Below are 13,359 nucleotides of genomic sequence, written 5' to 3'. Positions count from 1 at the left end.
TTATTTGAGCGGTACGAACTTCGAGGAGCGCGTGGCCCCGATACCGGCCTGGCCGTGCTCGACCGAGGTCCGTGTCAGCTGGAACTCGCCGAGGTAGTGGCCCAGCATCTCCGGCTCGACCTTGACGCGCTCGAAGCTCTGTCCGGTGTAGACGGCGAAGGTCAGCCCGACCATCTCCGGGACGATCGGCATGTCGCGCAGATGCGTCCGGATCGGGTCGTTGGCCGTCTCCTCCTCGCCGGCTTCACGAGCCTCTTCGAGCAGCTTCTGCTTCTCGACCGAGAGGCCACGCGTGATACTTCGCCGCTGTCGAGCGGGCAGCAGTTCCGCGACTTCCTCGAGCTCCATGTCCTGCAGCTCGTCGAGCGTGTGACCACGGTAGGTGAACTCACCTTCGTGGCCGATCTGGTATTCCGAACTCATCAGTTACCACCTCGGCCGGTGCGGCGCGAGGAGATGTCCCCGACCTTGCGGCCCGGCGGGGCGTCCCGCGAGACCGACTTCGGTTTGCCGGGGTGCTGGCGACCGCCCCCACCGAAGGGATGGTCGACCGCGTTCATGGCCACACCACGCACGCGCGGCCACTTCGTGCCGCGCGCTTTCATCTTGTGGTGCTTGTTACCTGCCTTGACCATCGGCTTCTCCGTGCGGCCACCGCCGGCCACCACGCCGATCGTCGCTCGGCAGTCCGGGTCCAGCCGCTTCATCTCCCCGGAGGGGAGCTTGACGACCGCGACGTTGCGGTCGTGGGTGAGCAGCTGGGCGTTGACCCCGGACGCGCGGGCGAACTTCCCGCCGTCGCCGGGGTTGGCCTCGACGTTGCACACCGGGATCCCCTCGGGGATCTCCGCGAGCGGGAGCGTGTTCCCGGGTGCGATCTCGGCGCTGACGCCGACCTGAATCCGGTCGCCGACGCCGACGCCCTCGGGCGCGAGGACGAGTCGCTGGTCGCCGTCCTCGAACTCGATGGCCGCGACCGGCGCCGAGCGAGCGGGGTCGTGTTCGATGTCCACGACCGTCCCGGCGATCACGTCGCCGTCTTCGACCGTGCGGTGCGACAGTTCAGCCTTGTAACGGTGCGACGGCGCACGGAACGTCGAAGTACCGCGACCGCGCCGTTGTCCCTGGATTCGTCGTCCCATGGTTAGAACACCCCGATGCGCGAGGCGACGTCTTCGGCCTCGTCGTCCTCGGAGAGTTTGACGTACGCTTTCTTCTCGCCGTCCGGCTGGACCTGCGTCGTCACGTCGACGACGGTGACGTCGAACTGCTCGGAGACCGCGTCCGCGATCTCCGGCTTCGTCGCGTCGCCGGCGACGACGAACTGGAGCTTGTTCTGGAAGTCCAGGTCGTCCATCGCCTTCTCCGTCATGTTCGGATACTTGATGACGCTCATCGGTCGGCCACCTCCGCGACGGCCGATTCGGTCCAGACCGTGAGACGACCGGCGTCGCCGCCGGGCGCCAGGTCTTCGGCGTTGACCTCGCGCGCGGTCGTCACGTCGGCGCCCGCGAGGTTGCGGGCGGCCTTCGAGGGCTCCTCGCTCGTCACGAAGAGCACGGACTTCGCGCGCTGGTACTTGCGTCCGCGGGTCGTCCCGCGGCCGGCGCGAACCGTCGCCTCGTCGGCGCGCTCGATGTCGGCGTCGATGCCGAGGTCCTCGAGCACGTCGACGACCTCCTGGGTCTTGACCAGGTCCTCGAAGTCGTCGGAGACGACCAGCGGCAGGTCGACGTCGTCGTCGAACGCGTGACCGCGCTCCGCGACGACTTCGGCGTCCGTGGTGGCCGCGACGGCCGAGCGGACGGCGAGCTTCTTCTCCTTCGTGTTGAGGTCGAGCCCGCGGTCCTTCTCCTCTTTCGGCGGATGTGCGCGACGACCGCCGACGGTCTGGGGGACGCGCGCCCCCTGTCCGTTCTCCCGGGGCACGTGGGCCATGCCGCGGCCACTACCCTGGGACTCGGCCGGCGTTCGCAGCCCGGCGTAGTCGTCGCTGCCGTAGTCCTGCTTCCGGTTGGCCTGCGCGGCGAGGACGGCCCGCCGGATGACGTCCGGTCGGTACTCCGTCTCGAAGACCTCGGGGAGCTCGACGCTCCCGTCGTCGTCGCCGTTCAGGTCGAGTACTGTTGTTTCCATGCGTTAGTCCTCCTGTGATGTCGCGGCGCGCCCGCGACCGCCCTGGTTGGACTGGGTCGAGACGTACCGGACCTCGGGGTCGAGGCGCGGCTGGTCGTTGGGTCGGACCGCGGGCCGGAAGCGCACGACGCGCTGGTCCGGACCGGGTACCGAGCCCTTGACGAGCGTGTACGGCCCGTCGACCTCGCCGTAGTTGACGAAGCCGCCCTCGACGGTCGGCTCGGACCCCTCGCCGATGTCGATGAGTCGCTTGTTCAGTTCCGTGCGCTGGTGGTAGCCGGTCTGCCCCTGCTGGGGGACCGTCGAGCGCACGCGGGAGGGGTTCCACGGGCCGAGGTTGCCGATGCGTCGGCGCCAGCCCTGGCGGGCGTGTTTGCCCTTCCGCTTCTGGACGCCCCATCGCTTGACGGGACCCTGCGTCCCTTTGCCCTTGGTGACCGCGGCCACGTCGGCGTACTCGCCGGCGCGGAACACGTCGTTCATGGCGTGCTCGCCGCCGTCGGCGACGAGGTCGAGCCCGAAGTCGAGACGGTCGGACAGGGAGCCACCGCCGACTCGGGTTTCCATGACGTCGGGTTTCTTGCGCGGGACGCCGGGGACTTCCTCGGGGACCGTGTGCGTGATGACGCGCACGTCTCCGAGGTCGCCTGCGTCGTGTGCTTCGCGGATCTGTTCCTCTGCGGCGTCAGCGTCGTGGTCCTCCGGCACGTCGAGGGCGCGGTCGAGTTCACCGTGGAACTCGTCGGCCCACACTTCCGTGAGGGGACGCTGGCCGTACGGCGTGTCTTCGTAGGCTCGGAGCGCGACGGCGCGCATCGGCGGCGTCTCGACGACCGTCACGGGGACGGTCTCCTCCATCCCCTCGCGGGGGGAGTCGGGCTCGTCGTTGATGAGCACGACGTGGGTCATGCCGGCCTTGTAGCCGGCGAAGCCCTGGAGACCCGGCTGGCCGTCGTCGTCGGGCCAACTGTTGAACCGCGGGGTCTCACTTGCCGCTCGCGTACGCGGGCCGAAGCCCAGCGAGCCTTTGCGTGGTCTGTTCTTACCTGGCATTTGTCTTACCTCGTCAGTCTGAGGGGCGCGAGCGTGGCGAACACCGCTTCTTCCGTTCGCACGACCTCGCTTCCCTGATCTGGAACCGTATTGAGCCAGAGGTCGAACCTTTCGTCGCCTGTCTCCGCCGCGACGGTGTCCGGGTCCTCGCCGAGGATCGCGGGGAGGCCCCGCTCGGGCGCACCGAAGGCGACCGTCAGGTCACCCAGGGGCGCCGCCTCGTCGTCGGATGCGTCAGATGCGTCGGATCCGCTCGCACTCCCGTCGCGGGTACCATCCCCGCCACGAAGCTGTTCGACCAGCTGGTCGAGCTTCGTGACGGTCAGCTCCTCGCCGTAGCGAGAGGCCGCGATGGTCAGCCCGGCATCGGGACGCGCGAGCGCGTCGTCGATCTCGGCCGAGTCGACGACGAACCCTGCCGCGGGCTCGTCGACGAGCTTCGCCCGAACCGGTCGTCGCGAAGAGACCCTGACGGAGACGCGCTCTCCCTCACCCACCTCCATTCCGGAGGGGACGGGGAGGGAGACTGGGTGTTGCAGTCCGCAATTGACCCGTACGCGTCCATCAGCACCGACCTCGGTCACGATTCCCTGTCTTAACGACCCCGATTCGTCCGAACCGGAGCCGGTCTGTGAACGCACGCGGAGCGCCGGCAGGACACCAGCGTACTCCAGTTCGTCCCGCCTGTCCCATACCTCCTTTCGGAGATAGGGGGGTGTGGCGGCGTACCGCAGCACCGTTTCGACGAACCCGGCACCTCGTTTCTCGACCCCTTCTGGGTCGCCGTAGACCGTGAGACGGTCCACCCGGAACACCGTGGCCGCGCGGGCCACGTAACCTACTTTGCGAGTCGCCTCGCGTTTGTCTTCGGCTTCCCGGGTGAGGGATGCCGGCACGAGCACGCTAGTGGTCATGCCGTGACGCTTCCACGCCGCGCCACTAGACTGTAGCGATACTTCTCCATCCCACCCTTAAAAATAGCGCGCTTCACGCGCGCGGAGGGAACCGTTCACACGCGTCCCATTCACACACGCTCCGGGCTTCACGACGAGCTATCTACTCGCAACTCGTCGGTTCGTTTCCGGCCGCGTATCGCATGATTGCGGACGCGGTGCGACAGGATCCACTCCGTACGCCGCCGACCGCCTGCTCTCAGTCGTCGGACGGGATGCTCTCGTCGCAGACCGGGCAGGAACCGCGTCCCTCCCCGGCGGCGAGGTCGTTCGGCTGGCCGGTCCATCCGCAGACGGGACACATGACGGGATCGCCGGGCATGACGTCTGAACGATGCGGCCGCTGGCCGGAAAAGAGTGGTGCCCCCCGTGTGCGCGCGAGAGTGGGGAATTCGCCGGCCCATCTCTCCCGACAAATCGGGAGGCGGCGCGGCAGTCAGTCCGGATCGTCCGGCCGTTTCGGAAGTCTTTTATCCCTCTCCGCCAGTCGATTATGATGTGAGGCGCGCCGGGTCGACCGGTGGGCGCCGAACGGAACGCGCGACGGTGGTGTAGTGGTATCACAGGACCCTGCCACGGTCCTAACGGGGGTTCAAATCCCCCCCGTCGCATTTCTCTCGAAATCACTCGGCGAGCGACGTGTCCGATCGTATCTGCATCGCGGACACAGTCCAGAGTCGAGTCGGTTCCCCTCGTCGAGATGCAACTCCCGTGAGAAAGCGCTGATAATCAGTGCTTACGTCGGTGATATCCGCGTCGCCGCGAGAAGCGTCAGTCCGCGTGCTGGACGCTGCGGGCGTTCTGTCGGAGTTCGGCCTTCCGGTCCTCGATGGCGCTCTCGATCGCGGCGCGCATGTCGATACCACTGGCGTCGTCCAGCGCCTGCTGGAGCTTCGACAGCGTCTCGTCGTCTTCGTACGAGGGTGTGTCGGGTAAGCCGTTCATACCCTACCGACGACTGAGGTTCTGCCTTAAGGTTTCGGTCTAAATATCCGATTTGAGAAGGTCGCAAACAGGCCGCAGGTAGGCCGCAGAAACGCCGCCGTGGCGAGAGTGCGGCGGTCAGGATCGCGTCACTGGCGCTCGCGGGCGACGCCGACTGCGTTCCCCCAGGCGTGGCAGCTGAGGATCGCCCCGTAGGCGACGACGAGCGACGCGATGGCCGGGCCGGCCCGGGGAATCGACGTCGCGAGGTTCGCCACCGAGGCGGTCATGCTGAGCGCGACCAGCCCGCCCATCCAGCGAGTGAAGTACGCGGCGTGGACGGCGCTCGGCTTGAGCGACGACGGGGCGAACGCGTCGCGGAGCGACCGCTCCCGGGCGTAGCTGGCGAGCGCCACCGGGAGCAGGTACGACGCGACCAGAAACAGGCAGAAGACGGCGGTCCCGCCCGCGTAGACGATGGCGGTCTCGCCGAACCCGAAAACGGTCGTCTGGCCCTCCGAGAGCGCCCCGTAGGCGGTAACGAGCAGTACCGCTATCGGCACGGTGAGGTAGCCGACACCGATGGCGACGCCGCCGAGGCTTCGGCGGAGGAGGTCGATGGGGTCGGCGAAGAAATCCGGCGCTGGACGGTCGTCCTGACTCGTTTCGAATACCCGAACGAGGTAGCCGACGACTACTACTGCCGGGAGCACCGGGATCAGGAACGCGAGCAGGCAGAGGACCCAGCAGGCTACCAGCGGGCGCTCGCGCTCGGCGCCTGTCAGCGGGTAGCCGAAAGCGCCGAATTGCTCTGCGCGCATTCGTATCGGGACCTTACCGCCTGTCCACGTAGTGGCACCGATTTCGATCCCAACGAGAATTCGGCACATCCGAACGGCTGATTCGGCCGGTTAGACGGATATTAGCGGATAATCACACGCAGTAATGCGGTTTTACCGAACTCCACGATCGATCCCCATTCAGCAATGAAAAACAATTAAGTGGATACGCCGCTCATTTTCTCGAGAATTATGTCACGTGACGGTTCGCAGTTGACGCGGCGAAAGTTCGTTTACGCAGGTGGGATCGCTGCAACGATGGGACTCGCGGGTTGTTCCGGCGGCGACGAAACCCCGACAGAGGGCGACGGCGGCGACGGTGGCGACGGCGGTGACGGTGGCGACGGCGGCACCGGAACCCCTGCCGGCCCCGTCGAAGTCGTCCACGGATGGACCGGTGGGGACGGCCAGCAGGCCGGACAGAACCTGCGGGACACCTTCCAGGAGGGGCACCCCGACACGGAGGTCGACTGGAATCCGGTCGGCGGCGGCGCGAACACGAACCTCAACGCCGTTGTCGCCAATCGACTCCAGAACAACGACCCGCCGGGCGTGTTCGCCAACTGGCCGGGCAAGTGGATGCAACGGTACCAGGGTGTCCTCGGCAACGTCGACGACGTCTGGGAAGAGGAAGGCTTCGAGGACAGCCACGTCCAGGAGGCTCAGGATCTGCACAAGCAGAACGGCTCGTACCGCGGCGTTCCGGTCGGTTCGCACCGACTGAACTGCCTGTTCTACAACGTCTCCGTCGTCGAGGAGGCGGGCGTCGACCCGTCGTCGCTGAACAGCATCGACGCGTTCATCGACGCGCTCGACACCGTCAGCACGGAGACCGACAAGATCCCGTTCACGCACCTCATGTCCGGTCCGTGGGGCACCGTCCAGCTGTTCGGCGAGATGTTCCTCGGCGAGCACGGCTACGACGCCTACATGAACTTCATCAACGGGGACCCGGACCGCGCCAAGGTGGTCTCGACGTTCGAGAACATGGAGACCATCCTGTCGAACTACATCAGCGACGACGCCTCGTCGCTGGACCTGACGGCTTCGAACAGCAACATCATCAGCGGCGAGGCCGCGTTCATCCACCAGGGTAACTGGGCGGCGGGCGCGTTCCGGAACGCCGACGACTTCGCCTACGATGAGGACTGGGGCTTCAAGACGTTCCCCGGCACCGAGGGGATGTACTCGCTGCACTTCGACTCGTTCCTCTACCCGTCGGACAACCCCACGCCGACGGCGTCGAAGACGTGGCTGCGCTACGTCGGCAGCGAGCAGGGCCAGATCGCGTTCAACAAGCTCAAGGGGTCGATTCCGACCCGGACCGACGTCGACATGAGCGAGTTCGGTCCGTACCTCCAGGAGACACAGGAGGACTTCGCCAACGCCGAGGAGCGGCCGCCGAACCTCTATCACGGGCTGGGCGTCACCGACCAGGCGCAGTCGTCGCTGGAGGACGTCGTCTCGAGCGAGTTCTCCGGTCCGTTCAACCCCGAGGCCGCGGCCGACGGCTTCGTCGACGCGGTCTCCAACTGACGGAGGGGCTGGATGTGGAACCCCCTCTCGCCGGGGCGCCGTGACGGCCCCGGCGGTCAGTCGGACGGAGACGGAAGCGACGGCACCAGCGGCGTGGACGGCCGGAGCGGCGCCGACAGCGAGGCGAGAGCCGACGGCGCGACTACCGGCGAGTCCAGCCAGTCGCGGGCGGTCCGAACGGACGGCGGCGTCACCGCAGAACGCAAGCCCGGCGTCGTCGGGCGACTAATCGACAGAGTCGACGACCGCTTCGGCAGCGACTTCGTCGAGTCGCTTCCGTTCTGGGGACCGCCGTTCCTCCTCGTCGGGCTGTTCGTCTACGGGGCGATCGTCTGGAACCTGCTCATCTCGCTGACGGACTTCACGAACTTCGGGTCGCCCGACTACAGCGACCTGGACTTCGAGATGTACGCCCGCGCGCTGTCGGATTCGGGCGTCATCACCGCGACGACGAACACGTTCCTGTTGACGGTCGCGTTCACGCTGGCGACGCTCGCCGTCGGGCTCGGCCTCGCGATCCTGATCGACCGGGGCATCCGTTTCGAGAACACGTTCCGGACGATCTACCTGCTACCGATGAGCCTCTCGTTCGTCGTGACGGCGCAGTTCTGGCTGTGGATGTACAACGTCAACAACGGCATCCTCAACATCGCCATCGGAACCATCGGTCTCGGACCGATCGACTGGATCGGGAACCCCGAGGTCGTCCTCTGGGCGGTGGTGCTCGCGTTGATGTGGCAGTTCTCGGGGTACGCGATGGTTGTCTACCTCGCCGGGCTGCGGGCGATCCCGACCGAGCACTACGAGGCGGCGCAAGTCGACGGGGCCTCTACCCTGAAGATGTACCTGCGGGTCATCGTCCCGCAGCTCAAGGGTGCCACCATCAGCGCCTCGGTCGTGCTGATGGTGTTCGCGCTGAAGGCGTTCGACTTCCTCTACTCGCTGGTGTCGGGCTACCGCCCGCCCAACGGTATCGACATCCTCGCGACGAAGATGGTCCGTGAATCATACGGTAATCTCAACTGGGCGTACGGGTCGGCCATCGCGATCATCCTCTTCCTGCTCGCGCTGGTGATCATCGGCCCGTACCTCGTCTACGAGTACAAGCGGGGTCACCTATGAGCAAGACACCGACCGGTGCCGGAACGGACGAAGCCGCCGAAGCGACCGACGACCACGGCAGCGGGCGACTCGACGGCATCGACGGCTACCGGGTCGCACTGTACGCCACGCTCGTCGGCCTGCTGGCGGTGTACATGGTCCCGATCGAGTCGGGACTGGTCACGTCGATCAAGACGAGCCCGACCGGCGTCAGTTCGACGCTGCCGTACCTGCCGCCGCCACCCGAGTTCTTCACTACCGAGAAGTGGCAGACGGCCTTCGACGCGCTGAGCCGCGGGCTGTTCAACAGCGCGCTGTACGCCGTCCCGGCCACCGTCATCTCGGCCTTTTTCGGTAGCATCGCGGCCTACGGACTCACGCAGGCCAACTGGAAGGAACGGTACAAGATACCGATCCTCGCGCTGTTCGTCGCCGGGGTCTTCATCCCGTACCAGGCGGTGCTGGTCCCGCTCTCGCAGTTCTGGTCGAACGTCGTCAACGTCTCGGACCTGCTCGGGTTCCTCTGGGCGTTCGGGATCAGCGACGACTACGCGGGGCTGATCGAGCTGTCGATCACCCACATCGCGTACGGGATCCCGATGTGTACGGTCCTGTTCCGGTCGTACTACCGGAACATGAGCGAGGAGATGATCGAGTCGGCACGGCTGGACGGCGCGTCGATGTTCGGCGTCTACCGGCGGATCGTCTTGCCGCTGTCGACGCCGATGTTCGCGGTCGTCCTGATCTACCAGTTCACCCAGATCTGGAACGACCTGCTGTTCGCGCTGATCCTCGTCTCCTCGTCGGCCAGTCCCGCCGCGCCGGTGGTGCTGATCCTCGCGGGACTCGGCCAGTCGATGGAGGGGCAGGACTTCCCGCTCCGGATGGCCGGGGCGTTCTTCGCCGCCTTGCCCACGCTCGCGGTCTACATCTTCTTCGGCGAGGAGTTCGCCGAGGGGGTGGCGACGTGACCAGCGAGCGATTCCGCGGCGCGGACCCGCTCGGACGGCCCAGCAGCGACAGCACGACCACGCGACCCCGTAGCGACACTCCGAAGACGACACGTCCCGTAGACGGGAGGCAATGACATGGCTCAACTCGAACTCGACGAACTGACGAAAGTATTCCAGGACGGCAACGACGAGGTCGTCGCGGTCGACGGCGTCTCGATCGACATCCCCGACGGCGAGTTCCTCGTCGTCGTCGGCCCATCGGGCTGTGGGAAGTCGACGACCCTGCGGATGGTCGCCGGCCTCGAATCGGTCACGGACGGCGAGATCCGTCTCGGCGGCCGGGTCCTCAACGACGTCAAGCCGCAGAACCGCGACATCGCGATGGTGTTCCAGTCCTACGCGCTCTACCCGCACATGAGCGTCCGGGGCAACATGTCGTTCGGCCTCGAAGAGTCGACCGACCTCCCGGACGCCGAGATCGACCAGCGCGTCGAGGACGCGGCCGATATGATGGGCATCGAGGACCTGCTCGACCGCAAGCCGGGCGAACTCTCCGGCGGGCAGCGCCAGCGCGTGGCGCTCGGCCGCGCCATCGTCCGCGACCCGGAAGTGTTCCTGATGGACGAGCCGCTCAGCAACCTCGACGCCAAGCTGCGGTCGCAGATGCGGACGGAGCTCCAGCGCATTCAGGAGGACCTGGGCGTGACGACGATGTACGTCACCCACGACCAGACCGAGGCGATGACGATGGGCGACCGGATCGCCATCCTCAACGACGGGCGCCTCCAGCAGGTCGCGACGCCGCTCGAGTGTTACCACGAGCCCGCGAACCAGTTCGTGGCCGGGTTCATCGGCGAGCCGTCGATGAACTTCTTCGACGTCGACCGGTCGGGCGACCGGCTCGTCGGCGACGCCTTCGAGTACCCGCTGACCGACCACATCAGCGCCGACATCGGCGACGTGAGTGAACTCGTCCTCGGGGTCCGCCCCGAATCGGTCGAACTCGTCGGGGAGGCGACGGGCCGCCACGACTTCGAGACGACGGTCGACGTCGTCGAGCCGATGGGCAACGAGAACACGGTCTACCTCGACTTCGACGCCGACGCCACCAACCAGCTCGTCGCGACGACCGACGGGATGCACCGGATCGAAGAGGGCGACCGCGTGGCCGCGCGGATCCCCGACGACGCGATCCACGTCTTCGACCGCGCGACCGGCGAGGCGCTGCACAACCGCTCGATCGCCGAGGAACCGGTCCCCGACCCGCCCGCCGAATAACGACCGTCGAACCGACGATCGCGATCGGTCGCCGATCGCATCTCCCTTTTAGGTGCCGCACGTCTGTGTTCGCATGCGATTCGGCATCATCAGCACTGCGGACATCGGCGTCGAGTCGGTCGTTCCGGGCATCGAATCCAGCGGCCACGAGGTCGCGGCGATCGCCTCGCGCGACGGTACAGCCGCGGAGGCCGTCGCCGACCGCTTCGGCGTCGACGCCGCCTACGAGGGGTACGACGCGATGCTCGACGACGACAGCCTCGACGCGGTGTACATCCCGCTCCCGAACGGCTTGCACGCCGAGTGGATCCGCGCGGCGGCCGACGCCGGGCTGGACGTCCTCTGCGAGAAGCCGCTGACCGGGAGCGCAGCGGAGACGGAGGCCGTCTTCGACTACTGCGAGGAGCGCGGCGTCACCCTGATGGAAGCGTTCATGTACCGCTTCCACCCGCTCACCGAGCGCGCGGCCGAGATCGTCTCCGAAGAGCTCGGCGAAGTCCGCGCGGTCACGTCGACGTTCACGTTCCGGATGCCCGACGGCGCCGAGGACATCCGCCTCGACCCCGACCTGGAGGGCGGGTCGGTCCTCGACGTGGGGACCTACGCCGTCAGCGCCGCCCGGCTGTTCCTCGGCGAGCCCGACCGCGTCTACGCCCGGACGCACGACGGGCGCGACTGCGGCGTCGACACGGAGATGGCCGGCGTGCTGGAGTACGACTCCGGCGCGAGCGCCCGCGTCCAGAGCGGGTTCGAGACCCCGCTCACCCAGTACTACCGCGTCGAGACGACCGACGGCTGGCTCCGCGCCGAACCCACTTTCGACGTGGACGTCGACGGCGAGACCTCCCTGACCTACGCCGTCGACGGTCGTGAGGTCACTGAGACGTTCGATCCGGCTGACCACTACCGTCTCGAAGTCGAGCACTTCGCCGACTGCGTCGAACGGGGTGAGACGCCGCGGGTCGACCGCGAGGAGAGCGTGAATCAGGCCCGCGTCCTCGACGCCGTCTTCGAGAGCGCGGAGGCCGGCGAACCCGTCTCGCTGGACTGAGTCCCGACCCGCGACTGACTCGGAACCCGCTTCTCCTGCCCGAAGAACTACGGCAGCAGGCGTCGTGGCTGCGAGCATGCCTGACGAGCCACTGGACCCGATCGGCGTCGGGACGTGGGAGAACGACGACCCCGATCAGTGCGCGGAGACGGTGGAGACGGCCCTGGAGCTGGGGTACCGCCACGTCGACACCGCGCGGTTCTACGGGAACGAAGAAGCCGTCGGCGAGGGCATCGCGCGGGCAGACGTGTCCCGCGAGGAGGTGTTCCTCGCGTCGAAACTCCACCCGATGGCCGAGGGACTGGCGTACGACGAAGTTTACGACGGGATCGAGGAGAGCCTGTCGCTGCTCGGCGTCGACGCGCTGGATCTGGTCTACGTTCACTGGCCGGTCGGCAACTACGACGCCGAAGCGACCCTCTCGGCGTTCGCCGACCTCGCCGACGACGGGCTGACACGCCACGTTGGCGTCTCGAACTTCGACACGGCGTTGCTCGACGAAGCGCTGGGGGAGCTCGACGTGCCGCTGTTCGCCAATCAGGTCGAACGCCACCCGATGCTCCCCCGCGAGGACCTCGTTGCCCACGCGCAAGAGCACGACTACTACCTCGTCGCCTACTCGCCGCTGGGCCGCGGGGACGCGCTCGACCTGCCCGAGGTCGAGGCCGTCGCCGAGAAACACGACGTCTCGCCCGCACAGGTCTGTCTCGCGTGGGTCAACCACCCCGAGAACGTCGTCGCCATCCCGAAGGCCACCGGTCGCGACCACCTCGCGGACAACCTCGCCGCCGCGGAGGTGGAACTGGACGCCGAAGACGTCGAGCGCATCGACGCCGTCGAGGAACGCGAGCGGTTCGTCGACCGCGAGGGCGCGCCCTGGAAGTGATCCCGGGTCGTCGTGCGGTCGCAAGGGCGAACAATTAGGTGAGCGGCGCCGTAGCCCCGGTCATGACAGTCATCGGGTTCCTGAGCGTCGCACCGGTCATCGAGGGGAGCATGTCCGAAGAGGTCGCGAAGGCGGTCGCCGCGCTCGAGGACTTCGACGTGGGCTACGAGACGACGCCGATGGGGACGATCATCGAGGCCGACGACTCCGCGGAGCTGTTCGCCGCGGCCGGCGCCGCCCACGAGGCCGTCGACGCCGACCGCGTCAGCACGTTCCTGAAGGTCGACGACAAGCGGACGGTCGAGCAGGCCGCCAGCGAGAAGGTCGACGCCGTCGAGGAGCACCTCGGCCGCGAGGCCAGACGCGACCGGTCGGAGTAGCGTCCACCCCGAGGTTCTTCAAGGAAGGGGCACGCGAACGGAGTATGGTAGCGCTGTGGCGGTACGCCGTCGGCGCGGTCGCAGTAGTGCTCGGCATCGCGTGGATCCTCGCGCCGACGCGGATGTCGCGACTCCAGACGCGCGTGCTGTACCTGGGATTCGCCGACGACGACTACGAACAGAACGAGACGCAGGAGCTGGTCGGCCGAATCGGCGGCGCGCTGCTGGCGGTACTCGGTGTCGCCTTCGCGATGGGGCTCTCGCTGTGA

17 protein-coding genes and 1 tRNA gene are annotated in these 13,359 nt (G+C 67.2%); 9 read left to right on the top strand and 9 right to left on the bottom strand.

Features of this window, described 5'->3' with window-relative positions:
• The 7 genes from AB2U09_RS08255 to AB2U09_RS08225 form a co-directional block, all read right to left on the bottom strand.
• On the bottom strand, positions 1-423 hold the full coding sequence (locus AB2U09_RS08255) for a 30S ribosomal protein S19 (protein WP_459192231.1): 423 nt from the start codon (positions 421-423) through the stop codon (positions 1-3).
• A complete protein-coding gene (locus AB2U09_RS08250) occupies positions 423-1,142 on the bottom strand; it encodes a 50S ribosomal protein L2 (protein ID WP_459192230.1) in 720 nt (239 codons plus the stop codon). Before AB2U09_RS08250 ends, AB2U09_RS08255 begins: the two co-directional genes overlap by 1 nt.
• 2 nt (positions 1,143-1,144) lie before the next feature.
• A complete protein-coding gene (locus AB2U09_RS08245) occupies positions 1,145-1,396 on the bottom strand; it encodes a 50S ribosomal protein L23 (protein ID WP_459192229.1) in 252 nt (83 codons plus the stop codon).
• Complete coding sequence (gene rpl4p / locus AB2U09_RS08240) at positions 1,393-2,136, bottom strand: 50S ribosomal protein L4 (RefSeq protein WP_459192228.1); 744 nt, start codon at positions 2,134-2,136, stop codon at positions 1,393-1,395. The genes AB2U09_RS08245 and rpl4p overlap by 4 nt, the downstream gene beginning before the upstream one ends.
• 3 nt (positions 2,137-2,139) lie before the next feature.
• Positions 2,140-3,189 (bottom strand): 50S ribosomal protein L3, encoded by a 1,050-nt coding sequence (gene rpl3p, locus AB2U09_RS08235; protein ID WP_459192227.1) that lies wholly within the window; start codon positions 3,187-3,189, stop codon positions 2,140-2,142.
• Positions 3,190-3,194: 5 nt separating this feature from the next.
• Entirely contained in the window at positions 3,195-4,103 is a 909-nt protein-coding gene (locus AB2U09_RS08230) for a putative RNA uridine N3 methyltransferase (RefSeq protein WP_459192226.1), read from the bottom strand.
• 238 nt (positions 4,104-4,341) lie between these two features.
• Entirely contained in the window at positions 4,342-4,464 is a 123-nt protein-coding gene (locus tag AB2U09_RS08225; RefSeq protein WP_459192225.1) for a hypothetical protein, read from the bottom strand.
• 218 nt (positions 4,465-4,682) lie between these two features.
• Here AB2U09_RS08225 and AB2U09_RS08220 point away from each other — a divergent pair.
• Positions 4,683-4,753: transfer RNA gene (locus AB2U09_RS08220), tRNA-Gly, on the top strand.
• A 160-nt stretch (positions 4,754-4,913) separates the two neighbouring features.
• On the opposite strand, the gene AB2U09_RS08215 is transcribed toward AB2U09_RS08220, so the two are convergent.
• Positions 4,914-5,087, bottom strand: coding sequence for a hypothetical protein (locus AB2U09_RS08215; RefSeq protein ID WP_459192224.1), 174 nt, complete (start codon positions 5,085-5,087; stop codon positions 4,914-4,916).
• A 128-nt stretch (positions 5,088-5,215) separates the two neighbouring features.
• Positions 5,216-5,887, bottom strand: a complete 672-nt coding sequence (locus tag AB2U09_RS08210; RefSeq protein ID WP_459192223.1) for a DUF4013 domain-containing protein — start codon at positions 5,885-5,887, stop codon at positions 5,216-5,218.
• A 210-nt stretch (positions 5,888-6,097) separates the two neighbouring features.
• On the opposite strand from AB2U09_RS08210, the gene AB2U09_RS08205 reads away from it, so the two are divergent.
• From AB2U09_RS08205 to AB2U09_RS08170, 8 genes are all read left to right on the top strand, one after another.
• Positions 6,098-7,441 (top strand): ABC transporter substrate-binding protein, encoded by a 1,344-nt coding sequence (locus AB2U09_RS08205; RefSeq protein WP_459192222.1) that lies wholly within the window; start codon positions 6,098-6,100, stop codon positions 7,439-7,441.
• Between the two features lie 12 nt (positions 7,442-7,453).
• Positions 7,454-8,563 carry a carbohydrate ABC transporter permease gene (locus AB2U09_RS08200; protein ID WP_459192221.1) on the top strand — a complete coding sequence of 370 codons (1,110 nt, stop codon included), beginning with the start codon at positions 7,454-7,456 and terminating at the stop codon, positions 8,561-8,563.
• Positions 8,560-9,513, top strand: a complete 954-nt coding sequence (locus AB2U09_RS08195; protein WP_459192220.1) for a carbohydrate ABC transporter permease — start codon at positions 8,560-8,562, stop codon at positions 9,511-9,513. Before AB2U09_RS08200 ends, AB2U09_RS08195 begins: the two co-directional genes overlap by 4 nt.
• 117 nt (positions 9,514-9,630) lie before the next feature.
• Positions 9,631-10,773, top strand: a complete 1,143-nt coding sequence (locus AB2U09_RS08190) for an ABC transporter ATP-binding protein (protein ID WP_459192219.1) — start codon at positions 9,631-9,633, stop codon at positions 10,771-10,773.
• A gap of 73 nt (positions 10,774-10,846) precedes the next feature.
• A complete protein-coding gene (locus AB2U09_RS08185) occupies positions 10,847-11,824 on the top strand; it encodes a Gfo/Idh/MocA family protein (RefSeq protein ID WP_459192218.1) in 978 nt (325 codons plus the stop codon).
• A 76-nt stretch (positions 11,825-11,900) separates the two neighbouring features.
• The gene (locus AB2U09_RS08180; RefSeq protein WP_459192217.1) at positions 11,901-12,710 is read left to right on the top strand and encodes an aldo/keto reductase; all 810 of its coding nucleotides are present in this window, start codon (positions 11,901-11,903) and stop codon (positions 12,708-12,710) included.
• A gap of 62 nt (positions 12,711-12,772) precedes the next feature.
• The gene (locus AB2U09_RS08175; RefSeq protein WP_459192216.1) at positions 12,773-13,090 is read left to right on the top strand and encodes an MTH1187 family thiamine-binding protein; all 318 of its coding nucleotides are present in this window, start codon (positions 12,773-12,775) and stop codon (positions 13,088-13,090) included.
• A gap of 44 nt (positions 13,091-13,134) precedes the next feature.
• Positions 13,135-13,359, top strand: a complete 225-nt coding sequence (locus AB2U09_RS08170; RefSeq protein ID WP_459192215.1) for a DUF6199 family natural product biosynthesis protein — start codon at positions 13,135-13,137, stop codon at positions 13,357-13,359.

The organism is Halosimplex yunnanense (assembly GCF_054504345.1).
Note: the sequence above shows the minus strand (reverse complement) of the source record. Positions and strands in the feature narration are given on the sequence as shown.